Annotated in this window: 18 protein-coding genes; 17 read left to right on the forward strand and 1 reads right to left on the reverse strand. The window is 72.3% G+C overall.

Translation table 11 applies throughout. From position 1 onward, the window contains the following. The first annotated feature begins 136 nt into the window (after positions 1–136). The 4 genes from AB0C62_RS05390 (at position 137) to AB0C62_RS05405 (ending at position 6,083) form a co-directional block, all read left to right on the forward strand. A complete protein-coding gene (locus tag AB0C62_RS05390; RefSeq protein ID WP_362969758.1) occupies positions 137–3,388 on the forward strand; it encodes a beta-N-acetylglucosaminidase domain-containing protein in 3,252 nt (1,083 codons plus the stop codon). A gap of 108 nt (positions 3,389–3,496) precedes the next feature. Further along, positions 3,497–4,030 (forward strand): PadR family transcriptional regulator, encoded by a 534-nt coding sequence (locus AB0C62_RS05395; protein ID WP_362969760.1) that lies wholly within the window; start codon positions 3,497–3,499, stop codon positions 4,028–4,030. Continuing rightward, the gene (locus AB0C62_RS05400) at positions 4,027–4,746 is read left to right on the forward strand and encodes an ABC transporter ATP-binding protein (protein ID WP_362969762.1); all 720 of its coding nucleotides are present in this window, start codon (positions 4,027–4,029) and stop codon (positions 4,744–4,746) included. Before AB0C62_RS05395 ends, AB0C62_RS05400 begins: the two co-directional genes overlap by 4 nt. Then, complete coding sequence (locus AB0C62_RS05405; RefSeq protein WP_362969764.1) at positions 4,743–6,083, forward strand: FtsX-like permease family protein; 1,341 nt, start codon at positions 4,743–4,745, stop codon at positions 6,081–6,083. Before AB0C62_RS05400 ends, AB0C62_RS05405 begins: the two co-directional genes overlap by 4 nt. A 106-nt stretch (positions 6,084–6,189) precedes the next feature. Here AB0C62_RS05405 and AB0C62_RS05410 read toward each other — a convergent pair whose 3' ends face one another. After that, positions 6,190–6,726, reverse strand: coding sequence for an HNH endonuclease (locus tag AB0C62_RS05410; protein WP_362969766.1), 537 nt, complete (start codon positions 6,724–6,726; stop codon positions 6,190–6,192). A gap of 226 nt (positions 6,727–6,952) precedes the next feature. Here AB0C62_RS05410 and AB0C62_RS05415 point away from each other — a divergent pair, with 226 nt between their 5' ends. The 13 genes from AB0C62_RS05415 (at position 6,953) to AB0C62_RS05475 (ending at position 24,845) form a co-directional block, all read left to right on the forward strand. Continuing rightward, positions 6,953–8,101: a mechanosensitive ion channel domain-containing protein gene (locus AB0C62_RS05415; protein WP_362969768.1), complete on the forward strand. Its 1,149-nt coding sequence runs from the start codon at positions 6,953–6,955 to the stop codon at positions 8,099–8,101. A 335-nt stretch (positions 8,102–8,436) separates the two neighbouring features. After that, complete coding sequence (locus AB0C62_RS05420; protein WP_362969770.1) at positions 8,437–9,648, forward strand: ROK family transcriptional regulator; 1,212 nt, start codon at positions 8,437–8,439, stop codon at positions 9,646–9,648. Positions 9,649–9,751: 103 nt separating this feature from the next. Further along, positions 9,752–11,089, forward strand: coding sequence for an ABC transporter substrate-binding protein (locus tag AB0C62_RS05425; RefSeq protein ID WP_362969772.1), 1,338 nt, complete (start codon positions 9,752–9,754; stop codon positions 11,087–11,089). A 7-nt stretch (positions 11,090–11,096) separates the two neighbouring features. Next, positions 11,097–12,038 (forward strand): sugar ABC transporter permease, encoded by a 942-nt coding sequence (locus AB0C62_RS05430; RefSeq protein WP_362969774.1) that lies wholly within the window; start codon positions 11,097–11,099, stop codon positions 12,036–12,038. Positions 12,039–12,041: 3 nt separating this feature from the next. Next, positions 12,042–12,935 carry a carbohydrate ABC transporter permease gene (locus AB0C62_RS05435; RefSeq protein WP_081217305.1) on the forward strand — a complete coding sequence of 298 codons (894 nt, stop codon included), beginning with the start codon at positions 12,042–12,044 and terminating at the stop codon, positions 12,933–12,935. Between the two features lie 2 nt (positions 12,936–12,937). Beyond that, complete coding sequence (locus AB0C62_RS05440) at positions 12,938–14,203, forward strand: 6-phospho-beta-glucosidase (protein ID WP_362969776.1); 1,266 nt, start codon at positions 12,938–12,940, stop codon at positions 14,201–14,203. After that, positions 14,200–15,222: a BadF/BadG/BcrA/BcrD ATPase family protein gene (locus AB0C62_RS05445; protein WP_362969778.1), complete on the forward strand. Its 1,023-nt coding sequence runs from the start codon at positions 14,200–14,202 to the stop codon at positions 15,220–15,222. Before AB0C62_RS05440 ends, AB0C62_RS05445 begins: the two co-directional genes overlap by 4 nt. Positions 15,223–15,548: 326 nt before the next feature. Beyond that, complete coding sequence (locus AB0C62_RS05450) at positions 15,549–16,976, forward strand: hypothetical protein (RefSeq protein ID WP_362970178.1); 1,428 nt, start codon at positions 15,549–15,551, stop codon at positions 16,974–16,976. 14 nt (positions 16,977–16,990) lie between these two features. Beyond that, on the forward strand, positions 16,991–17,995 hold the full coding sequence (locus AB0C62_RS05455) for a glutamate ABC transporter substrate-binding protein (protein ID WP_362969780.1): 1,005 nt from the start codon (positions 16,991–16,993) through the stop codon (positions 17,993–17,995). Between the two features lie 78 nt (positions 17,996–18,073). Then, entirely contained in the window at positions 18,074–19,408 is a 1,335-nt protein-coding gene (locus AB0C62_RS05460) for a hypothetical protein (protein WP_362969782.1), read from the forward strand. An 88-nt stretch (positions 19,409–19,496) separates the two neighbouring features. Then, positions 19,497–21,980, forward strand: coding sequence for a tetratricopeptide repeat protein (locus AB0C62_RS05465; RefSeq protein ID WP_362969784.1), 2,484 nt, complete (start codon positions 19,497–19,499; stop codon positions 21,978–21,980). 3 nt (positions 21,981–21,983) lie between these two features. Next, complete coding sequence (locus AB0C62_RS05470; protein WP_362969786.1) at positions 21,984–23,399, forward strand: protein phosphatase 2C domain-containing protein; 1,416 nt, start codon at positions 21,984–21,986, stop codon at positions 23,397–23,399. Between the two features lie 99 nt (positions 23,400–23,498). Beyond that, a complete protein-coding gene (locus tag AB0C62_RS05475) occupies positions 23,499–24,845 on the forward strand; it encodes a VWA domain-containing protein (protein WP_362969788.1) in 1,347 nt (448 codons plus the stop codon). Positions 24,846–24,858 lie beyond the last annotated feature (13 nt).

Raw genomic sequence — 24,858 nt, forward strand, 5'->3', positions numbered from 1 at the left:
CGTCCCTCCGGGCAGCCCTTCCAGGCTGGGGCAATCCTGACACTTCGGCCACTCTCGTTGACACCCTCACCACTCGGATGGTGGGCTCGTCGCCACTCCGGCGCAGTGGCCGGGTGGCGAGCTACGAGGGGGAAGCGTGCGGCTCCGGCGGGCGAAGGGGACGACCGCACTCGCGTTCGCCGTGGTGGCGAGCGCTCTCGGGACGGCCCCGGTCGCCGTCGCGGTGCCCCCCGGTACCGGTCCCACGGCCTCCGCGGACGACGCCGAGTCCAGCGCCGGCGGGGTGCCCTCCGTCTGGCCCCGCCCGCAGTCCCTGCGCGCGAAGGGCTCCCCGGTCACCGTCCCCGACGAGGTCGTCCTGGTCACCGGTCCGGCGGGCGCGACGGCGGCCCCGTACGCCCCCGGCACACCGCACACCCCGTACGCACCCGGCGTCACCCTCGGCCGGCACGCACCGACACCCTCCGGTACCCCCGCCACCTCCGCTGCCTCCGACGGCACGCTCGACCCGTACGCCGTCGAGGCCTTGCGCACGGTGCTGCGGGAGGCGGGCGCGCGGAGGATCAGCACGGCGCGCGAGGGTGACGCCCTTCCGGCGCACGCCCTGGTGGTGCGGATCGGCACGGAGGCGGCGCGCACCGGGCGGTGGGGCGCGAACTCCCTCCCCGGCGCCGGACCGAGCTCCCTGGAGCGTGCGCTCACGGCGCTCGGCGCGGCACCCCGGGCCGATCTCCCCACCGGCGGCTACCGGCTGGCCGTGGGGAGGGCCGACGGCCGCGACACCCTCGCGCTCGCGGGTGTCGGCGAGGACGGCCTGTTCCACGCGGTGCAGACGCTCCGTCAACTCGTGCGCACGGACGGCAGGATCGCCGGCGCCGTCGTCCGGGACTGGCCCGGCACCGGTGTGCGCGGCACCACCGAAGGGTTCTACGGCAGCCCGTGGACCACCGAACAGCGCCTGGCGCAAATCGACTTCATGGGGCGCACCAAGCAGAACCGGTACGTCTACGCCCCCGGCGACGACCTCTACCGGCAGGAACGCTGGCGGGAACCGTACCCGGCGGCCCAGCGCGCGCACTTCCGGGACCTGGCGGAGCGCGCACGGCGCAACCACGTGACGCTGACGTGGACGGTGGCCCCGGGGCAGGCGATGTGCTTCTCCTCGGACGCCGACGTGTCGGCCCTCACGCGCAAGCTCGACGCCATGTGGGCGCTCGGATTCCGCGCGTTCCAGCTCCAGTTCCAGGACGTCAGCTACAGCGAGTGGCACTGCGGGACGGACGCGGACAGGTTCGGCTCGGGACCCGGGGCGGCGGCGCGGGCCCAGGCACGGGTGACGAACGCCGTGGCCCGGCATCTCGCCGATCGCCACCCGGACGTGGCCGCCCTGTCCCTGATGCCGACGGAGTACTACGAGGACGGCTCGACGGACTACCGGCGCGTGCTGGCGAGCGCCCTGGCCGAGGGCGTCGAGGTCGCCTGGACGGGCGTCGGGGTCGTACCGAAGACGATCACGGGCAGTGAACTGGCCCGTACCCGCGAGGTGTTCGGCGGCCACCGGCTCGTCACCATGGACAACTACCCGGTCAACGACTACGCCCAGGACCGGATGTTCCTGGGCCCCTACGAGGGACGCGAACCCGCGGTCGCGACCGGCTCGGCGGCCTTGCTGGCGAACGCGATGCCCCAGGCCGAGGCCTCCCGCATCCCGCTGTTCACCGCGGCCGACTACGCGTGGAACCCGCGGGACTACCGCCCCCAGGAGTCCTGGAAGGCCGCGATCGAGGACCTCGCGGACGGGGACGCCCGGCGGGCCGGTGCACTGCGCGCGCTGGCCGGGAACGAGGCCTCGTCCGTGCTCGGCGGCGAGGAGTCGGCGTATCTGCGCCCGCTCATCGAGGCGTTCTGGCAGGCGCGGACGACCACGGACCGGGTCGCGAACGCGAGGGCGGCCGAACGGCTGCGCGCCGCCTTCACGGTGATGCGCGAGACCCCGAAGCGGCTGGCCGGACGCCCGGTCGCGACCGAAGTGGAGCCCTGGACCGCGCAGTTGGCCCGGTACGGGGAGGCCGGCGAGACGGCTGTCGACCTGTCCGCCGCGCAGGAGCGCGGTGACGCGACGGCCGCGTGGACGGCGTACCGCACCCTGGAGCGGCTGCGCACCGAACTCGCGGCGAGCGGGGTGACGGTCGGCAAGGGCGTGCTCGACCCGTTCCTGACGAAGGCCCGCTCCGCCTACCAGAGGTGGGCCGGGCTCGACAACGACCCGTCGGCCCGGCCCGGCGGACGGACGAAGCCCGGCGGGGCGGCGGACGGAACGGCGCCGAAGGGTGACGGCCGGGCGGGCCCCGGCACTGGTACCCGGGACGACACCGGCGACGTGGGGGACGACGCGCCCCGGGACAACGGCGGGAAGCAGGACGGCGGGGCGCACGAGGCTGCCGATCCCCGCACCCTCACCCTTCCGCACCCCCGCACGCTGACCGCCGTGAGCGTGCTCACCGACCCCGCCGCCACGGGCTCCGTCGAGGCGCACGTGCCCGGCGAGGGCTGGCGGCGCCTCGGCCCGCTGGCGGCCGGCGGCGCGACGGAGATCCACACGTCGGACGTGCGTACGGACGCGCTCCGGGTCAGCGGGCCCACCCGCGACCAGGTCCGCCATCTTGTGCCGTGGTTCGCCGACTCCCCCGCCGCCGAACTGGAGTTGACCCGTTCGACGGCGGACGCGGAGATCGGCGGCAGCCTGCGGGTGACCGCCCGGATCACCTCACTGCGCCCCTCCGACGTCCGCGGCGAACTGACCGCGAAGGCTCCCAAGGGCATCCGCGTCGAGGTGTCGCGGGGTTCCTCGACGCTCCCGCGCGGCGCGGTCGTCGACACCCCGGTCGAGGTCACGATCGCGCCGGGCACCCCCTCGGGCACGTACGAGGTGCCGGTCACCTTCGGCTCCGAGACCCGCACCCTGACGGTCCGGGCCTTCCCCCGCACGGCGGGCCCCGACCTCGCGCGCACCGGCACGGCCTCCTCGTCCGGCGACGAGACCCCGGACTTCCCGGCCTCGGCGGCCAACGACGGTGATCCGGGGACGCGTTGGTCCTCCCCCGTCGAGGACGGCGCCTGGTGGCAGGTGCGCCTCGCCGAACCGGCCCGCCTCGGCCGCCTCACCCTGCACTGGCAGGACGCCCACCCCTCCGCGTACCGCGTCCAGGTCTCCGCCGACGGCCGCGTCTGGCGCACGGCGGCCACCGTGACCGACAGCCGGGGCGGCCGGGAGGAGGTCCGCTTCGACGAACGGGACGCCCGCTACGTACGCGTCCAGGGCGTCAAGAGGGCCACGAAATACGGGTATTCGTTGTGGTCGGCGGGGGTCTACGCGGTCGCGGACTGACCCGCGGGCCGGATCCGCCGACGGGGCACGGGCGCTCCCGGTGATCAATTCCGGCGATCTTCCGGCCAGCTATTCACTCAGTACATATATTGAGTACATACTCAGCCCATGAGCACCCGTCACATCCTGTTGGGGCTGCTCGCCGGGGGGCCCAGCCATGGGTACGACCTCAAGCGGCGGCACGACGAACGCTTCCCGCAGGCACGCCCGTTGGCCTACGGGCAGGCCTACACGACACTGCAACGGCTGGTCCGCGACGGACTCGCCGCGATCGACGGCACCGACTCGGACGGCGGTCCGGAACGGACGCTGTACCGCTCGACCGACGACGGCTCGCGCGAACTGGCCCGGTGGGCGGGCGAGATCACCCCGCCCGCCCCCTTCGTGACGAACGAGATCTTCGCCAAGGTCGTCGTCTCGATCCTCGCCTCGGCGGATCCGGCCGGCTACCTCCGGGCGCAGCGCACCGCGCACATGGACCGGATGCGCGAACTCACCGCCGTGAAGACGGAGCCCGGCGCCGACCTCGCGACCGTCCTCTCGGCCGACTACGCCCTCAACCACCTGGACGCCGACCTCCGCTGGATGACCACCACCGCGGCCCGGCTCACCCCTTTGACCGCGGAGGTCGACTCAGCATGAGCAACCCCCTTCTGACCGCCCACGACCTGGTCAAGGCCCACGGTCCGACCCGGGCCCTGCGCGGTGCCTCGATCGAAGTGACCGCCGGAGAAGTGGTAGCGGTCACGGGACCCAGCGGCAGCGGCAAGTCGACGCTGCTGCACTGCCTGGCGGGCATCGACCAGCCCGACTTCGGGACGGTGGAGTACGACGGTGAGCGCCTCGACCTGCTGCCCGAGAAGCGGCTCAGCGAGCTGCGCAGGACGGAGTTCGGGGTGGTGTTCCAGTTCGGCCAGTTGATCCCCGAGCTGACCGCCGCCGACAACGTGGCACTGCCGCTGATGCTCGCGGGCACGCCCCGCCCGGCGGCGCGCGAGCGGGCGGGTGAATGGCTGGAGCGGTTCGGCGTCCGGGGCCAGGAGGCGAAGCGGCCCGGCGAGATGAGCGGCGGCGAGGCCCAGCGGGTGGCGCTGGCCCGGGCCATGGCGACGGAACCGAGGATCGTGTTCGCGGACGAGCCGACCGGCGCGCTCGACTCCCTCGCCGGGGAGCAGGTGATGAGCGCTCTGATCCGCACCGCCCGGGAGTCCGGCACGGCGGTCCTGCTGGTGACGCACGACGCCCAGGTGGCGGCGTACGCGGACCGGGAGGTCTCGCTGCGGGACGGCGCTGTGCTCGACCACGGATCCCCGTCGGCGGCCGCGGCGGCGCTCTTCGCGGGGGAGGCCTCCCGGTGAGAACGGACCTCGCGCTCGCGCTGCTCCTGACCCGCGGTTCCGACCGGCGCGAGTGGTGGCGCGTCACGCTGACGGCGGCCGGCGCGGCCCTCGCCGCCGGGTTCGGGCTGGCCGCCGCCGCGGTCCTCTCGACCCGCGGGTACCACCGGGTGCCGCTGGCCGACGGCCTGCTCGACCGTCCCGACGAGCGTTCGGGCGTGGCCCTGGCCCTGGTGCTGCTGCTGATACCGGTCGTGGGCTTCCTCGGGCAGTGCGCCCGCGTGGGCGCCGTGCACCGCGACCGGCGGCTGGCCACACTGCGCCTAGCGGGAGCCGCACCCGGTCAGGTGCGGCGGATCGCCGCCCTGGAGACCGGACTGGCCTGCGTCGCCGGCTCGGCGCTCGCCACCGCCCTCGTCGTGCAGTACCTGCTGCGCGGGTGGCCGGAGCCGCCCGCCCTGCTCTGGGTGGCGTGCGCGCTGGTCGCGGTGGCCGTACCCGTGCTGGGCACGGCCGTGAGTGTGTTCGCGCTGCGCCGGGTCGTGGCCTCGCCGCTGGGCCACGTGCGCCGGACGCGTCCGGAGGCGGGGCGGGGCCCGGGCCGGGTCGTCCTCGTGGTGGCGCTGGTGATCCTTCTCACCGGCTTTGTCCTCGGCCCGCGCCGCCTCGGCGGGTACGAGACGGCCCAGGGGTTCGTCCTGACCGTGGTGATTCTCACCGGCCTGGGCGCCGTCCGGGCGGCGGGCGCGGCCGCCCGTCTGATCGGCCGCCGGCTCGCGGAGCGGACCGGGAACCCGGCGACGCTGATCGCGGCCGAGCGGCTGCGGGACGATCCGTGGGCCGGCGCCCGCACCCACGCGGCGGTGCTGCTGGTGACCGTCGTGGGGACCGCCTTCGTCGGCGTACGTCAGGTATTGCTCGACGACCTCACCGGACGCGACCCCGAGATGCTCGCGTCCGACCTGTCCTTGTACACCACGGCGATCGACCTGACCGGCGCGGCCGTCCTGATCGCTCTCGCGCTCGCGCTGTCCGGGCTCGCCGTGGGCACCGCCGAGTCGCTGGCCACCCGGCGCCGGGGCCTCGCGGCGCAGGTCGCGGCGGGCGTGCCGCGGAGCGTGCTCGGTCGCGCGCTGCTCCTGGAGACGGCGCTGCCGCTCGCCCCGGCCGTCGCGGTCGCCGGTGCCGGAGGCCTCGTCGTCGGCCTCTGGTACGGACAGCTGGCCGGCCACGGAACGGTCCCGGTCCTGCCGCTGGCCGTGCCCTTCGCCGTCTACGCGGCCTGCCTGCTCGCCGCGGCGACGTCCCTGCCCCTGCTGCGTCGCTCGATGCGGCCCGCGGAGCTGCGCCACCTCTGAGCGGCGTGCGGCGGCCCACGCCCGCCCCCGGAAGGCACAGGAGCCCCTCCGGTGGGCCGGGTGTGGCGTGCCGCACGGGGCCGCGCCAACACAAAAGCCCGGATCGTCAGGCTGAAATGCCGTCGATCCGGGCCATCGCGTCGTCCGCGCCGTAAGGCTGCAGGTAGGGCAACCAGCGCGGGTCCCTGTGCCCGGTTCCGATGATGCGCCAGGCGAGCCCCGTCGGCGGGGCGGGTTTGTGGCGCAGGCGCCAGCCGATCTCGACCAGGTGGCGGTCGGCCTTGGTGTGGTTGCAGCGGCGGCAGGAAGCCACCACGTTGTCCCAGGCGTGCTGACCCCCGCGGGAGCGCGGGATGACGTGGTCGACGCTGGTTGCGACGCCACCGCAGTACATGCACCGGCCGCCGTCGCGGGCGAACAGAGCTCGCCTGGTCAGCGGGACGGGCCCTCGGTAGGGAACCCGTACGAACCTCTTCAGCCGGACCACGCTGGGTGCGGGGACAGTAACGGTCGCGCTGTGCAGGAAGGCGCCGGATTCCTCGAGGGAGACGGCTTTGTTCTCCAGGACGAGGACGAGCGCGCGGCGGAGCGGTACGACGCCGAGCGGCTCGTACGACGCGTTGAGAACCAGGACGTGCGGCACGGATGCCTCCTTGTACGCCGGCGGCGCGTGGCTCGCGCCGGGACGATCTGTAGTCAGTCTCTCCTCATGCCTGGTGGAAGCGCCACCATGTCCCGGTAACGGGCTGGGAGTGTTTTCGACCACACCCCCTACATCCCCAGGTGAGCACCGTCTCTCCCCCGCTGAACACAACGATCCACACACGATGCCCCGTTAGTGTGGTGGTTCTGCCCGAACGGCGCCTCTTATGTCCTCGGCCGTGGGCGGACCGCTACGCCTGGAGGTACCTGCCGTGTCCCTGACCGTCCTATCGGCCCTGGCCGCCGCCCCGACCCCGTCGCCGTCCCCGTCGACGACAGGTCGGGTCGCCCCCACGCTTCAGGACGCCCAGGAAAGTGCGACCAACGCCGCGAGCTGGGTCGAGGAGAACTGGTCGACCTGGCTCGCGATCGGTCTGCGCGTGCTGCTCATCGTGGTGATAGCCGCGGTGCTGAGAGTGATGGTGCGGCGGGCGATCACCAAGCTCATCGATCGCATGAACCGCACGGTGCAGGCCGTCGACGGCACGTCGCTGGGCGGTCTGCTGGTGAACGTGGAGCGCCGCCGGCAGCGCTCGCAGGCCATCGGCTCGGTCCTGCGCTCGGTCGCGTCCTTCCTGATCATGGGCACCGCCGCGCTGATGATCCTCGGCACGTTCGCGATCAACCTGGCCCCGCTGCTCGCCTCGGCCGGTGTGGCCGGTGTCGCCATCGGTTTCGGCGCCCGCAACCTGGTCACGGACTTCCTCTCCGGCGTCTTCATGATCCTGGAGGACCAGTACGGCGTCGGTGACACGATCGACGCGGGCGTCGCGTCCGGCGAGGTCATCGAGGTCGGCCTGCGCGTGACGAAGCTGCGCGGCGACGGCGGCGAGATCTGGTACGTCCGCAACGGCGAGGTCAAGCGCATCGGCAACCTCTCCCAGGGCTGGGCCACGGCGGGCGTGGACGTCACCGTCCGCGCCTCGGAGGACCTGGACCAGGTCCAGTCCGTCCTGAACGACGTCGCCGAGGCCATGAGCAAGGAAGAGCCCTGGAACGAGCGCCTGTGGGGCCCGATCGAGATCCTCGGCCTGGACAGCGTGCTCCTCGACTCCATGGTGGTCCGCGTCTCGGCCAAGACCATGCCCGGCAAGGCCCTGTCCGTCGAGCGTGAGCTGCGCTGGCGCATCAAGCGGGCCTTCGACGAGGCGGACATCCGGATCGTCGGTGGAGTGGCGGCGGCCCACGAGGAGGAGCCGGTCGACCCGTCGGAGAGCGTCGCGGCCCCCTCGGCCCACGCCAACCCGACCTCCCCGCAGTCCCTGGCGGCGGCCCCCATCGTCCCCGGCCCCACCCCGCCCAGCACGCCCAAGTAGCGCGACAGGACTCGCCCGTACGAGGGAGGCGGCACCCGGTCACCCCGGGGGCCGCCTCCTTTCGCATGCCGGCGGCTCCGCGAACGGGGCGCACCCCCGCGCCCTCGAACAAGTGCGCCTCGCCTCGAACGAGGACGCCCCCGACCTCGAACAGCACCACCCCCGCAGGTAACGAGTCGGTTGCCTCGGGGGTGGTTTCTCTTGACGCCTCCGCCTCCCCCGGCCTACTTTCCTCGCACCAGCAATAGGAAACTTTCCTAACAATGATCTTGGGTGGACTTACCGAAGGCACCCCTGGGAAGCTGGTCGGCCGAGAAGGGCAGGTGGCGACAGACATGGCAGGATCCGCCGGTACGCCGGGCACCCCGCGCGTCCTGCGCGCCATGAACGACCGGGCCGCACTCGACCTGCTGCTCGCGCACGGCCCCCTCTCCCGGACCCGCATCGGCAAGCTCACCGGGCTGTCCAAGCCCACCGCCTCGCAGCTCCTCGCCCGCCTGGAAGCGGCGGGCCTGGTGCTCGCCACCGGCACGAGCGAGGGCCGCCCGGGCCCCAACGCCCAGCTGTACGTGGTCAATCCGGGCGCCGGTCACGCGGCGGGCCTGGACGTGACCCCCGAGCGCATCCTCGCCGCCGTCGCCGACATCACCGGCCGGACCGTCGGCGAGTACGAACTGCCCACCCCGGGCCGGCACCCCGCACAGCCCGTCGTACGCCAGGTCACCGACGCCCTCGACGGCGCCGTGAAGGCCGCCGGGCTCGCCCGGGACGACGTCCGCCGGCTCGTCATCGGCACCCCCGGCGCCTTCGACCCCAACACCGGCCGGCTGCGGTACGCCTCGCACCTGCCCGGCTGGCACACCCCGACGCTGCTCGACGAGCTGGCGGCCGCGCTGCCGATGCCCGTCGAGTACGAGAACGACGTCAACCTCGTCGCCATCGCGGAGCAGCGGCTCGGCGCCGCGCAGGGGCACGAGGACTTCGTCCTGCTGTGGAACGAGGGCGGTCTCGGTGCCGCGCTCGTCCTCGGCGGACGGCTGCACCGCGGCTGGACCGGCGGCGCGGGCGAGGTCGGCTTCCTGCCGGTGCCCGGCGCGCCCCTGGTGCGCCAGGTGACCAAGGCCAACAGCGGTGGCTACCAGGAGCTGGCCGGTTCCCAGGCGATCCCGAAGCTGGCCCGCGAACTCGGCATCAAGGACCTGCCCGCGGGTCCGTACACCGAGGTCGCCGCCACCGCCGTCGAGCGGGCGGCGACCGTCGAGGACGGCCCCTACCGACAGCTCCTGGAGACCTACGCGACCGGTCTCGCCACCGGTCTGGCCTCGCTGGTCTCCGTGCTCGATCCCGAACTGGTCGTGCTCAGCGGCTCGTCGCTCACCGCGGGCGGCGAACCACTGCGCGCCCTGGTCCAGGCCGAGCTGGAGGAACTGGCCGCGTCCCGGCCACGCCTGGTCGTCGGCGGCGTCCACGAACACCCCGTACTGCGCGGCGCGTTGGAGAGCGCGCTGGCAGCCACCCGCGACGAGGTCTTCGACACCTCCCGCTGATCCGCACCACCTCTCGGCACCCGCACGCCCCCGTCACCTTCACCGTCCCACCCGTCCCGCCCGTCACCCCGTTTCGCCCCGTCCTTCGCAGGGAGACCTCGCCATGCCCGGAATGTCCCGAAAGGCGGCTGTCGCGCTCGCCGCCTCCGCCTCGATAGCCCTCTTCGCCACCGCGTGTACCGGCCAGTCCGACGGCGGCGGGAGCGACGACGCGTCCAAGGAACAGACGATCAACTTCTGGCACGCCTGGAGCGCGCCGGGCGAGGTCAAGGCCGTCAAGTCGATGGTCGCCGGCTTCGAGAAGGCGCACCCCAACATCCACGTCAACGTCGTCGCCAACATGACGGACGACAAGATCAACCAGGCGCTGCGGGCCGGCGGTGACAAGGCGCCCGACGTGATCTCCTCGTTCACCACGAACAACGTGGGCAAGTTCTGCTCCTCGGGCGCGCTCGTCGATCTCAACCCCTTCTTCAAGAAGGCGGACATCGACCCCGAGACCACGTTCCCGAAGGCGATGAACGAGTACACCCAGTTCGACGGGAACCGCTGCACGGCGCCGCTGCTCGGTGACGCGTACGGCCTCTACTACAACAAGACCGCCTTCGAGAAGGCCGGGATCTCCTCGCCGCCGAAGACCTGGTCGGAGTTCGAGAAGGACGCCAAGAAGCTCACCGTCACCAAGGGCGACTCCTACTCCCAGCTCGGCTTCATGCCGAACTACCACGGCTGGGAGTCCACCACCGAGCACTACTTCGGGCAGTTCTCGCCGACGTACTTCGACGGCGGCGGCAAGTCGAACGTCGCCAAGGACCCCGCCTTCACGGCCGGTTTCACCCTCCAGAAGAAGCTGGTCGACGAGCTCGGCGGCTTCAAGAAGCTGGAGACCTACCGCTCCAAGCTCGGTGACGAGTGGGGCCCCAAGCACCCCTTCCACACCGGCCAGGTCGCCATGCAGCTGGACGGCGAGTGGCGGCTCGGCATGGCCGAGGAGGCCAAGCCCGGCTTCGAGATCGGCGTCGCCCCGCTGCCCGTCCCGGACGACCAGGCGGACCAGTACGGCAAGGGCTACATCACCGGCACGATCGCGGGCATCGCGGCCACCAGCAAGAAGCAGAACGCGGCCTGGGAATTCATCAAGTACATGACCACGGACACGGACGCGGTGGTCGGCTTCGCCAACGACATCCACAACGTGCCCTCGACGCTCGCCGCCCTCAAGTCGCCGAAGCTGAAGTACGACCCGCGGTTCAAGACGTTCCTGGACATCGCGTCGAACCCGAACTCCACGACCACGCCGGCGTCCATCAACGGCGGCACCTACCTCGTGACGCTCCAGCAGTTCGGATACGACTACGAGAGCGGCAGGACGAAGGATCTGAAGGCGGGCCTGGAATCCACCGCCAAGCAGATCGACACGGACATCGCGCAGGCGAAGTAGCCACACGATGAGCACTGTCACGCTGGCTTCGAAGCGCCGCAGGGCGGCGCTTCGGACCCTCGCCTTCATGTCGCCCTGGTTGATCGGGTTCGCGGTCTTCTTCGCCTACCCGCTGCTCTCGACCGTCTACTTCTCCTTCATGCACTACGACGGCTTCAAGCCGCCGACGTGGGCGGGGACGAAGAACTGGCGTTACGTCTTCGAGAACTACCCGCTGTTCTGGCCCGCGTTGCGCAACACCCTGTGGCTGGTCCTCGTGATGGTGACCCTGCGGGTCCTGTTCGGACTCGGTGTGGGCCTGCTGATCACGAAGATCAAGACGGCCACGGGTGTCTTCCGCACCCTCTTCTACCTGCCCTACCTCGCCCCGCCGGTGGCGGCCACCATGGCCTTCGCCTTCCTCCTCAACCCCGGTACGGGACCGGTCAACTCGATCCTGGAGAAGGTCGGCGTCCCGGCCCCCGGCTGGTTCAACGACCCCTCCTGGTCCAAACCGGCGCTGACCCTGCTCGCCCTGTGGGGCATCGGCGACCTGATGGTCATCTTCATGGCCGCGCTGCTCGACGTGCCGACCGAGCAGTACGAGGCCGCCGAGCTGGACGGCGCCTCCGCCTGGCAGCGCTTCCGGTACGTCACCCTGCCGAACATCTCGCCGATCGTGATGTTCGCCGTGGTCACCGGCGTGATCCAGACCATGCAGTACTACACACAGCCGCTGATCGCCGGGAAGGTCGCCTCGGGCGTCATCCAGGGCGCCGGCACGCAGTTCGAGCCCGGCTATCCCGACAAGTCGACGCTCACCCTGCCCCAGCTCGTCTACAACCTCGGCTTCCAGCGCTTCGACTACGGCTCCGCCTGTGTGGTCGCGCTCGTGCTGTTCGCCCTGTCCATGGTGTTCACCGCGTTCTTGATGCGGCGCCGGGGCGGTCTCATCCAGGCAGGTGACTGACCCATGACCCACGTACTCGACAAGCCGGCGGAGTTGACGAAGCCCGTCTCCCCCGCCGAACGCACCGCCCGCCGCAAGGCGCTCCTGGAGTGGGTGGCGATCCACTCGCTCGGCCTCGCCGCCGCCCTCTTCTTCGTCCTGCCCTTCGTGTTCGTGTTCCTGACCTCGCTGATGAGCGACAGCCAGGCACTCAGCCGCGACCTGATCCCGCACACCTGGGAGTGGGGCAACTACAAGAAGGTCTTCGACACCCCGGGCTTCCTCACCTGGTGGAAGAACACCCTGCTGTACGCGGGCTTCGGCACCGTGCTGACCGTCGTCTCGTCGATCCCGGTCGCCTACGCGCTCGCCAAGTTCCGCTTCCGCGGCCGGAACCTGTCCCTGATGCTGGTCATCTCGATGATGATGCTGCCGCCGCAGGTCGTGATCATCCCGATGTACCTGTTCTGGGCCAAGCAGCTCGACCTGTCCGGCACGTTGTGGCCGCTGATCATCCCGATGGCGTTCGGCGACGCGTTCTCCATCTTCCTGCTGCGCCAGTTCCTGATGACCATCCCGAACGAGTACCTGGACGCCGCCAAGGTCGACGGCTGCGGGGACCTGCGGACCCTGCTGAGGGTCGTCCTGCCGATGGCGAAGCCCGGTATCGCGGCCGTCGCCCTGTTCCAGTTCTTCTACGCCTGGAACGACTACTTCGGACCGCAGATCTACGCCTCGGAGAACCAGGGCGCCTGGACCCTGTCCTACGGCCTGGAGTCGTTCAAGGGCGCGCACCACACCGACTGGAATCTCACCATGGCCGCGACCGTTCTGGTCATGGCCCCCGTGATCCTCGTGTTCTTCTTCGCGCAGAAGGCGTTCGTCGAGGGTGTCACGCTCACCGGAGTGAAGGGTTAACCATGAAACTCACCGTGGTCGGCGGAGGGTCGACCTACACCCCCGAACTCATCGACGGCTTCGCCCGGTTGCGGGACACGCTGCCGGTCGAGGAGCTGGTCCTGGTGGATCCGGCGGCCGACCGTCTGGAGCTGGTGGGCGGTCTGGCGCGGCGCATCTTCGCCAAGCAGGGCCACCCCGGCCGGATCGTCACGACCTCCGACCTCGACGCGGGCGTGGAGGGCGCCGACGCGGTGCTCCTGCAGCTCCGGGTCGGCGGGCAGGCGGCCCGTCAGCAGGACGAGACCTGGCCGCTGGAGTGCGGCTGCGTCGGACAGGAGACGACGGGCGCGGGCGGTCTGGCCAAGGCGCTGCGGACCGTTCCGGTGGTGCTCGACATCGCCGAGCGGGTCCGCCGCAGCAACCCGGACGCGTGGATCATCGACTTCACCAACCCGGTCGGCATCGTCACCCGCGCCCTCCTCCAGGCCGGCCACAAGACGGTCGGCCTGTGCAACGTGGCGATCGGCTTCCAGCGGAAGTTCGCCGGCCTGCTCGGCGTCTCCCCCGCGGACGTGCACCTCGACCACGTGGGCCTGAACCACCTCACCTGGGAGACCGGGGTGCGCCTCGGCGGCCCCGAGGGCGAGAACGTCCTGCCCAAGCTGCTCGCCGAGCACGGCGACGCCGTCGCCGACGACCTGCGCCTGCCCCGCAGCCTCGTCGACCGGCTCGGCGTGGTCCCCTCGTACTACCTGCGCTACTTCTACGCGCACGACGCCGTCGTCGAGGAGCTGCGCACCAAGCCCTCGCGAGCGGCCGAAGTCGCCGAGATGGAGCGGCAGTTGCTGACGATGTACGGCGACCCGACGCTCGACGAGAAGCCGGAGCTGCTGGCCCGCCGCGGCGGCGCCTTCTACTCGGAGGCCGCCGTGGACCTCGCCGCGTCGCTGCTCGGCGGAGGCGGCAGCCCCTACCAGGTGGTGAACACGTACAACCGTGGGACCCTGCCGTTCCTGCCGGACGACGCGGTGATCGAGGTACAGGCCGCGATCAACGCCAAGGGCCCGACGCCGCTCGCGGTGCCGGCCGTGGACCCGCTGTACGCGGGCCTCATGGCGAACGTGACGGCGTACGAGGACCTCGCTCTGGAGGCCGCCCTGCGCGGCGGCCGCGACCGGGTCTTCCGGGCCCTGCTCGCCCACCCCCTGGTCGGCCAGTACGCCTACGCCGACACCCTGACCGACCAGCTGATCGCGCACAACCGGGAGCACCTCGCGTGGGCATGACCTCGACGGAGTCCGGCGCCGGGACGGCCGCCGGGTCCGGCCCCGCAGACCCCACCGGCCTCGTGCTGGCCATCGACGCGGGGAACAGCAAGACCGACGTCGCCGTGGTCACCGCGGACGGCCGGGTGACCGGCACCGCGCGCGGCGGCGGGTTCCGGCCCCCGGTGGTCGGGGTCGAGACCGCCGTCGACGTGCTCGCCGAGGCCGTGCGGCGGGCCTTCGCCGAGGCGGGCGTCACCTCGGTCGAGCACGTCTCCGCCTGTCTCGCCAACGCCGATCTGCCGGTGGAGGAGGAGCAGTTGGCGGCCGCGCTGGACGCGCGCGCGTGGGGCGTGAGCGTGGAGGTGCGCAACGACACGTTCGCGATCCTGCGCGCCGGGATAGCCGACCCGCGCGGTGTCGCCGTGGTGTGCGGCGCCGGCATCAACTGCGTCGGCATGCGGCCCGACGGCCGTACCGCCCGCTTCCCCGCCATCGGCCGCATCTCCGGTGACTGGGGCGGCGGTTGGGGTCTGGCGGAGGAGGCCCTGTGGCACGCGGCACGGGCGGAGGACGGCCGGGGCGGACCCACCGCCCTGACACGCACGCTGCCCGCGCACTTCGGCCTGGACTCCATGTACGCGCTCATCGAGGCGCTCCACCTGGAGCACATCGGCAACGCGCGTCGGCACGAACTGACCCCGGTCCTGTTCGCCACCGCGGTGGACGGCGACCCGGTGGCCCGCGGGCTCGTCGACCGGCTCGCGGAGGAGGTGGTCGCCATGGCCACGGTGGCGCTGACCCGCCTCGACCTGCTCGCCGAGGAGACCCCGGTCCTCCTCGGCGGCAGCATCCTCGCGGCCCGGCATCCGCAGCTCGACGACCGGATCGCCGAACTCCTCGCCGCCCGCGCCCCGAAGGCCGTCCCGCAGGTGGTCGCCGCCCCGCCCGTGCTGGGTGCGGCGCTGCTGGGCCTGGACCGGGTGAGCGCGGGGCACGACGTCCACGCGCGCGTGCGGGCCTTCTACGAAGGGGCCTGACCGGACTGGTGGAACGCGGGGGCGCGCGCAGGGGCGCCCCCGCGTTCCGCTGCGCCGGCGCGGGAACCGAACCGGACCGGAACACGTGTTCATGGACAGGGGGGCGGTGCCGGGAATTTCGTGCTGCGCCGTGATCCGAACAAGATCCAGGCAAGGCCTGTGCGGATGCCGGTCCCGGCGGCGATACTTGCCGCCGTGCACCTACGCCGTACGGCCGCGCCCGCCGCGCCCGCGGCGAGCGTGACCGGACGGATGACCATGGGGGAGGTCACGTGACACAGCCGCCGAAAGGCAGTGCGGCGCCACCGGGGCGGGGCGCCCCGACGATGCCGGCCGTGCCGCCGCAGTCCGGACCTCCCGTGCCGCAGCCCGGGCCCGGCGCTCCCCAGGGGATGCCGCCGGTGACCGCCGCGGCACCGGCCGCTCCGCCACGGCGTACGGCGTGGGCGGAGGGCGTGGACCGGCTGCGCGCCGGGGCGACGACGGAGCCGGGACGCCTGCGGATCATCGGCGCTCTCCTGGCCCTGCTGGTCGTCGCCTTCGGGGCGGTCACCGCGCTGCAGATGACGCAGCGTTCGGACGCCGCGGACAACGTGCTGAACAGCAGTCAGCCGCTGAGCGCGAGCGCGGCCGACATCTACCGCTCCCTCGCCGACGCCAACACCGCGGCAGCCAGCGGCTTCCTGGCCGGCGGCCAGGAGACGAAGGAGTCGCGCGAGCTCTACGACAAGGACATCCGGACGGCGTCCGCGAAGCTCGTCACCGCGGCGAACAGCAGCGAGCCGGGCTCCGCTTCGGCGGCCACGATCTCCGACCTGAACAGGCTGCTGCCCGAGTACACGGGCCTGGTCGAGCGCGCCCGGGCCAACAACCGGCAGGGCTTCCCGCTGGGCGGCGCCTATCTGCGGTACGCGAACGAGAAGATGCAGGAACAGATGCTGCCGAAGGCCCAGCAGCTCTACACGCGGGAGAACCAGCGGCTGAGCGCGGACTACGCCGAGGCGAAGCCCTACCCGTGGGCGGCGATCGCTCTCGGCCTCGTCGCGCTCGGCGCGCTCGTGTGGGCGCAGCGGCGCAACTACCGCCGGACGAACCGCGTGATGAACCAGGGCATGGCCGCGGCGACCGCCGCGTCCGCGGTCGTCCTGCTGTGGCTCGCCGTGGGACACACCTTCGCCCGGGCCGGGCTCGACGAGTCCTACGACCACGGGGTCCGGTCCCTGAACGTGCTGCACGACGCGCAGATCGCCTCCCTGAAGGCGCGGGGCAACGAGAACCTCACCCTGGTCAGCCGGGGCGCGGAGACCAAGACCCTGCCCGACAAGTCGACGGTCGACCTGTACGACAGCGAGTTCGACACGGAGATGAAGCAGCTCACCAAGGGCCTCGCCGTGGCGGAGAACCTCGCCGACGACACGGCGGGCGAGAAGCCCGTACGGACGGCGACGTCCAACATGAAGGAGTGGAAGGCCCGGCACAAGGAAGCCCGCGCGTTCGACAAGCAGGGCAAGTACCAGGACGCACTCGACAAGGTCATCGGCTCCCTGGACAAGAAGCCCACGGGCGCGTGCTTCGACGGTGTCGACAAGAACCTCACGATCGCGCTGACGCACGAGCAGGCCGAGTTCAAGCAGGCGGCGAGCGACGGCCTGGGGGCCATGAGCGGGCTCCCGGTCGGCGCGGCGGTGCTCGCGGTACTGGCCGCGGCGGGCGCGGTGTTCGGCGTCGGGCGCAGGCTTTCGGAGTACCGGTGAGAGGGGGAGCGGCGATGATCGCACGACGCCTGAGGGCGAGCCTGCGCGGCTGGGGCGGCGTGGGCGCGATGGCGGTCGCCTGCGCGGTCGCGCTCGTCTTCGCCCTGCTGCTGCCGCTGAGCGACGCGCACGGGGAGGGCGGTGCGGGTCTCGGCGGGCAGGGTCTCGGCCGGGGCACCCAGGCCAAGGCCGAGAAGTGCACCGACCCGCAGGACCAGAGCCCAGCGCCGTCGAGTGCGGACGGGCCGACGATCGAGGCCATCAAGGCGCGCCAGGACCGGCGGCTGATCGTGGGCGTCGACCAGAACAGCTACCGCTGGGGCTACCGCGACCCGAACAACCCGAAGGCCGGCAGCGACCTGGAGGGCTTCGACATCGACCTGGTCCACGCCATCGCCAAGGACATCCTCGGCGACCCGGACGCCGTCCAGTTCCGCGCCATCCCCACCAGCCAGCGCATCTCCGCCGTCAAGGACGGCACGGTCGACATGGTGGTCCGCACGATGACGATCACCTGCGACCGGCTGACGGACGTCGCCTTCTCCGCGCCCTACTTCAAGACCGGCCAACAGGTGCTCGCCCCGGACAGCTCCTCGATCACGGGGTACGACAAGAGCCTCGCCGGCAAGAGGATCTGCGCGGCGTCGGGATCGACGGCCCTGGCCAAGCTGACGACCGACAAGATGGTCGCGTCCGCCACCGTCATCGCCGTCCCCAACCAGCTCGACTGCCTGGTGCGGCTCCAGCTGGGTGAGGCGGACGCGGTGGTGACGGACGGCGCGCTCGCCGCGAGCCAGGCGGCGCAGGACCCGACGGTCCGGCTGAAGGGCGACACCTTCACCACCGAGTACTACGGCGTGGCCATGCAGAAGCAGTCGGGGGACCTCGTACGCCGGGTCAACCAGATCCTCGCGGACTACCGCAAGGACGGCTGGCGCCGGTCCTACGACAAGTGGCTCGCGCCGACCCTCAAGGACGACTCCCCCTCGAAGGAACCGCCCACCGCCCGGTACAAGTAACCGACCTGATACCACTGGAGAGTTGCCCCGGCGCGCCGCCGAGCGCGCGGGGGACGGACAGGAAGCGAGAGGTGATCGATGGGCGCCACGGAGCCCCCCGGGCCGGTGCTGGACCGGGACGAGGCGGACCGTGCGCTGGCGCGCCTCGGCGCCGAGCACGAGGCCATCGAGACCTCCCTCCTGGCCCTGCAGGACCACGCGGGCCGCAGGCTCCTCGAAGGCGCCGAACTGACCGGCACCACCAAGGAGCGCTGGGCGTCCGCGGACGCCTCGATCACCCTGTTGTGGGCGTACTTCGACGCGTACACCGACGCACTGCGCTCCGCGCGCGACATCCGCTCCCGCAGGCGCTGGTCCAGCCGTGAGGACCTGGTCGAACTGACCGAGCTGCTGCGGGGATCGGGCATCACGGTCGCCGGTTCCACCACGGCCACGGCGAACGCGCCGACGCTGGCCGGCACCGGCAAGCTCAGCGAGCGGTTCACGCTGGCCGCGCTGGTGGACCGGATGAACGAGCTGTACGCGTCCTCGCTCGACATGGTCGTCAGCGCGGACGCCGTGTGGTCCGCGCTGCCCGCCCGGATCGATTTACTGGCCGCGGAGCTCCAGCGCACCCGCCGGCTCGCGCACTCCGTGGGCGTGCGCCCCGGCGAGCATCCCTCGGGCGACGACCTGGAGCGGATCACCCGCACGCTGACCACCCTGCGCGAGCAGGTCATCTCCGACCCGCTGGCCTTCTGGGCGCCGACACAGGGGAGTTCGGCCCCCGGCGGCGGCCGGCCGGACACGACGGCGTACGACCGTGAGGCGCGCGCCCTGGAGGAGGTGCGCCGCGAGATCGACGCGGTGCTCACCGTGCGCCAGGACGCGGAGGCACGGCTGATGAAGCTTCGGGACGTGCTCAGCCGGGCGGACCGCACGCTCGCCGAGGCCCGCAGTGCCCGCGGCGAGGTGCTCGCGAAGATCGCCGCGTCGGAGGTGCCCGCCGTGAGCGGTCCGCCGACGGCGTTGCAGGAGCAGCTGGCGGCGGCCGCGGAGTACCGCAGGCACGCGCAGTGGCACCGCCTGTCACCGCTGCTGGAGGCGCTGGAGGAGAAGGCGGAGGACGAACTGCTGCGCGCCCGCGAGTCGTTGACGGCGGTCACCGCGCCGCTCGCGATCCGCGCGGAGCTGCGCGGCCGGCTCGACGCCTACAAGGCGAAGGTCGCACGTCTCGGCTTCGCCGAGGACCCGTTCCTCGTGGAGCGCTACGACGCGGCCCGGCGCATGCTGTGGAGCGCTCCCTGCGATCTCCGGGTGGCGGAGGAGGCGGTGCTGCGGTATCAACGGGCGGCCGCGGAGGCGCTGAGCCCGCGGGTGCCGGAGCAGGGCGGACCGCAGGACCGGGCGGAGCACAGGGGGCCCGACGCGTGAGCGGGGAAGGGGGTGCGGCGTGAGTGAGCACGCTGTGGGTGAACGACAGAGATGCCAGCGGCCCGGTTGTGAGGGGTCGTACGAGGACATGGGCGGTGGCGAGCTGTACTGCGACACGTGCGGGCTCGCCCCGGTCGTGTCCGCGAAGGGGACGGTGAACTCGCCTCCGACGGGGGTGACGGCGGGCGGGAGCGCCTCGCGAGGTTCCACCAGCGGGAGTGTGCGCGGGAGTTCGCGGGCCAGCTCGCGGACGTCGTCGCGCTCCTCGCAGTCGCGGCGCTCGGTGTCCGGCCGGCTGTCGCGGTCGCTGTCCGGCGGTTCGACGGGCCGTTCGGTGTCGGTGCGCAGCTCCGGTTCGACGGCGGGTTCCTCCGGCCGGGGCCGGCTCGGCGCGGGCCTCGTCGAGGTCCCGGGCGTGCCGCGTCCCGATCCGCGCGAGATGGTGCAGGAGAACCCGGAGGTCCCCGAGCGCAAGCGGTTCTGCTCGCGCTCCGACTGCGGTGCGCCGGTGGGGCGTTCACGCGGTGACCGGCCCGGCCGCACCGAGGGCTTCTGCACGAAGTGCGGCCACCCGTACTCGTTCGTGCCGAAGCTCCGGACCGGTGACATCGTGCACGGCCAGTACGAGGTGGCGGGCTGTCTCGCGCACGGCGGGCTCGGCTGGGTGTACCTCGCCGTGGACCGCGCGGTCTCCGACCGCTGGGTGGTCCTCAAGGGGCTGCTCGACACGGGCGACCAGGACGCGATGGCGGCGGCGATCTCCGAGCGGCGCTTCCTCGCGGAGATCGAGCACGCCAACATCGTGCGGATCTACAACTTCGTCGAGCACCTCGACCAGCGGACGGGTTCGCTGGACGGGTACATCGTCATGGAGTACGTCGGCGGCAAGTCGCTGAAGGAGATCGCCAACGGACGCCGGACGGTGGACGGCAAGCGGGACCCGCTGCCGGTGGAACAGGCCTGCGCGTACGGCATCGAGGCGCTGGAGGCCCTCGGCCATCTGCACAGCCGCAACCTGCTGTACTGCGACTTCAAGGTCGACAACGCGATCCAGACCGAGGACCAGCTCAAGCTGATCGACATGGGCGCGGTGCGCCGCATGGACGACGACGAGTCGGCCATCTACGGCACGGTGGGCTACCAGGCGCCCGAGGTCGCCGAGGTGGGCCCCTCCGTCGCCTCCGACCTCTACACGGTCGCGCGGACGCTCGCGGTCCTCACCTTCGACTTCCAGGGCTACACGAACGTCTTCGTGGACTCCCTGCCCGACCCCGGCCACATCGAGGTCTTCCGCCAGTACGAGTCGTTCTACCGGCTCCTGGTCCGTGCCACCGACCCGGACCCCGCGCGCCGGTTCGCGTCGGCGCAGGAGATGGCCGAGCAGCTGACCGGCGTGCTGCGCGAGGTGGTGTCCCTCCAGACGGGGCGGGCACGGCCCGCGCTGTCGACGCTGTTCGGGCCGGAGACGAAGGTCACCGACACGGAGCTGTTCGGGACGGTGGCCGAGGACGTGTCGCGGCTCGGGGCCCGGGTGGTGCCCGTCCGCGGGAGGAAGGCCGCGCCCCGGCTGCCCGCGGGCGCGAACGGCGCGGCACCCCTGCCTCCGCCTCCGGACTCCCCCACGCTGGTCAAGCCCGTGCCCGCGGCGGCCGCCGCGCTCGCGCTGCCCGTTCCGCGGGTGGACCCGGGCGACCCGAACGCCGGTTTCCTCGCGGGACTCATCGCCTCGGCGCCCGCCGAGCTGATCGCCGCGCTGCACGCGGCTCCGGCCGGCTCGCCGGAGCTGCGGCTGCGCGAGCTGCGGGCCCGCCTGGAGATGGGCGAGGTGGCGGCCGCGCACCACGGGGTGGAGGCGCTGGAGTCGGACCACCCGGACGACTGGCGGGTGGTCTGGTACCGCGGTGTCACGGCGCTCGCGTCGGGCGGGAACGAGATCGCGGCCCTGTCCTTCGACGCCGTGTACGACGCCTTCCCCGGCGAGCCCGCGCCGAAGCTGGCCCTCGGTCTGTGCGCGGAGGTGCTCGGCCAGCTGGACAACGCCGCGGAGTACTACCGCCTGGTGTGGACGACGGACCCCGGTTATGTGAGCGCGGCGTTCGGCCTGGCCCGCGTGCAGCTCGCCGCCGGGGACCGCCGTGCCGCCGTCCGCACCCTGGAGTCCGTACCGGAGTCGTCGATCCACTACACGGCGGCGCGGGTCGCCGCCGTGCGGGCGCGGCTGCGGCAGCGCCCGGTCGCGGACGCCGCCGCACCGCCGTTCCTGGACGACCTGACGGCCGCCGCGGGGCAGGTCGAGGCGCTCGACGGGTTCGGTCTCGACGCGGTGCGACGCGAGCAGTTGTCGACGGAGGTCCTCGGTTGCGCCCTGGACTGGGTACTCTCCGGTAGCCAGGGTTCCGCTCCGGCCTCCGGAGGCGGACATGTGCTGCTCGGCAGCGCGTTGGACGAACGCGGCCTCCGTTTCGGCCTCGAACGTTCGTACCGGACGCTGGCCCGGCTCGCGCGGGGCGGCGAGGAGAGGATCGACCTGGTGGAACGTGCAAACCGTTACCGCCCCCGGACGTGGGTGTGATTGATGTCCCAGATGCCCCAGCCCACGGCCCTTTCGCGGTGCCCCAGTTGCGAGGAGCCGCTGGAGGCGGGTGACCGTTTCTGCGGTGCGTGCGGCTACGACCTCTCGACGGTGCCGACACCGCCGCAGGACCACCCCACGATCGCCATCAACGGTGCCGCGGCGGGCGCCCCCTCGGCGGCACCGGCGGCACCACCCGCGCCGGCGGCTCCGGCGGCGCCTTCCGTGGACTGGCCCGTGGCGCCGGAGGTCGACACCTCCGACGTGCCCGCGCCGGTGCACCGCGCCGCCGACATCCGGGGCACCGACTCCGGCGGTTCCGAACTCCCGCACCCCGAGCACCCGCACGGCGATCATCCGTCGGGCGTACGGTTCGACCGGCCCGCGGAGCCGGACGAGTACCCGCTCGCCCCGCCGACCGCCGAGAGCGTCCCGGCCGCCCCCGGAGCGCCGGCGGTTCCCGCCGATCCCCGCACCGCCGACCTGCCGGCGCCCCCCGCGGGCGGCAAGACCTGCGTGGCGTGCCGGTCCGGCCAGGTCGACACCGACGGGTACTGCGAGAACTGCGGCCACGCGCAGCCACGGGAACGGGACCACATGGAGCAGGAGTTGGGCGCGGTCGCCGCGGTCAGCGACCGCGGTCTGCGTCACCACCGCAACGAGGACGCGTTCGCGATCTCCTCGACCGCGCTGCCCGACGGCTCTCCCGCCGTCGTGGCGATCGTCTGCGACGGCGTCTCCTCCGCGACCCGCCCCGACGAGGCCTCCCTCGCGGCGTCCCGCGCGGCGAGCGAGTCGCTCATGGCGGCCCTGCCGCTCGGCACGCACCCCCAGCAGGCCATGCACGAGGCGATCGTCGTGGCGGCGGAGGCCGTCAACGCGCTGGCCGACCCGTCCACCGCGCAGGGCGACCACGCCCCGCACGTGAACGCGCCCGCCTGCACCATCGTCGGCGCCGTCGTCACCCCGACCCTGCTGATCGTCGGCTGGGTCGGCGACAGCCGCGCCTACTGGGTTCCCGTCGACCGCACCTCGCTGCCGGCCCGGCTCACCGAGGACGACTCGTGGGCCGCGCAGATGGTCGCCGCGGGCCTGATGAACGAGGCGGAGGCGTACGCCGACGAGCGCGCCCACGCGATCACCGGCTGGCTGGGCGCCGACGCCTACGAACTGGAGCCGCACACCGCGTCCTTCAAACCGGACCGGCCGGGTGTGGTCGTGGTCTGCACCGACGGGCTGTGGAACTACGCGGAGGCGGCCGAGGACATGGCCCGGGCCGTGCCCCTCGACGCCGCCGAGCGGCCGCTGCACAGCGCACAGGTCCTGGTCGGCCACGCACTGGACGGCGGGGGCCACGACAACGTAACAGTGGCCGTCCTGCCGTTCCCCGCCCCCGTCCAGGGGGCAGGATCGGCCTGAGGCCGACGAACGGACGGGGACGGCCGAGGACCGAAGGGGACCGGTCCGCACAGTCATGGCCCCCGCCGGTGGCGGGGGCGCGAGGGGGACAGAGAAGGCATGGCCAATTTCTCGAAGTCGAACGTGCCGCAGTTCTCGGTCGACGTGTACCAGAACGAGTACCTGCCCGAGGGCGGGCGTGAGGTCAACGCGATCGTCACGGTGAGCGCGACCGGCGGCGGCACCGTCGGCACCGCGGTCGCCGCGCCGCATCTGTACACGGCCGGTCAGGGCCCGGACGCCGCGGTGGTGGTCATGGTCGACTGCTCGGGCTCGATGGACTACCCGCCGACCAAGATGCGCAACGCCCGCGACGCGACGTCCGCCGCGATCGACACGCTGCGCGACGGCGTGCACTTCGCGGTGATCGGCGGCACGCACGTCGCCAAGGAGGTCTACCCGGGCAACGGCCGGCTGGCCGTCGCCGACGCGGCCACCCGCGGCCAGGCCAAGCAGGCGCTGCGCAAGCTCAGTTCGGGCGGCGGAACGGCGATCGGCACCTGGCTGCGGCTCGCCGACCGCCTGCTGTCCTCGGTGGACGTGGCCATCCGGCACGGCATCCTGCTCACCGACGGCCGCAACGAGCACGAGTCGCCCGAGGACCTCAGGGCCGCCCTCGACTCCTGTGCCGGGCGCTTCACCTGTGACGCGCGGGGTGTGGGCACCGACTGGGAGGTCAAGGAGGTCACCGGCATCGCCTCGGCGCTGCTCGGCACCTCCGACATCGTCGCCGACCCGGCTGCCCTGGCCGCCGACTTCACGCAGATGATGGAGACGGCGATGGGCAAGGAGGTCGCCGACGTGGCGCTGCGGCTCTGGACGCCGGTCGGCACCGAGATCAAGTTCGTCAAGCAAGTGGCGCCCACGGTCGAGGAGTTGACCGACCGTCGCACCGAGGCGGGCCCCCGCGCGGGCGACTATCCCACCGGCTCGTGGGGCGACGAGTCCCGCGACTACCACGTCTGCGTCAGGGTGCCGACGGCGGGCATCGGCCAGGAGATGCTCGCGGCCCGGGTCTCCCTGGTGATCCCGCAGGCCGACGGCAGCGTGCAGAACCTCGGCGCACAGGGTCTCGTACGGGCCGTGTGGACCGAGGACATGGTCGCCTCGACGTCCATCAACCCACAGGTCGCGCACTACACGGGTCAGGCCGAACTGGCGCAAGTCATCCAACAAGGTCTGGATCTACGCAAAGCGGGAGATGTCGACGGAGCAACGGCCAAGCTGGGACGGGCCGTTCAGCTCGCCGGTGCGTCCGGCAACGCCGATACTGCGAAACTGCTTGCGAAGGTGGTGGACGTGGTCGACGCCGCTGCAGGTACTGTGCGATTGAAGGCCCGGGTCGAGGAGGCCGACGAGATGACCCTCGAGACACGGTCCACAAAGACTGTTCGTGTAAAGAAGTAGCGAGCCCGGTTCC

This window comes from Streptomyces sp. NPDC048643 (assembly GCF_040650615.1).
GTDB lineage: Bacteria > Actinomycetota > Actinomycetes > Streptomycetales > Streptomycetaceae > Streptomyces.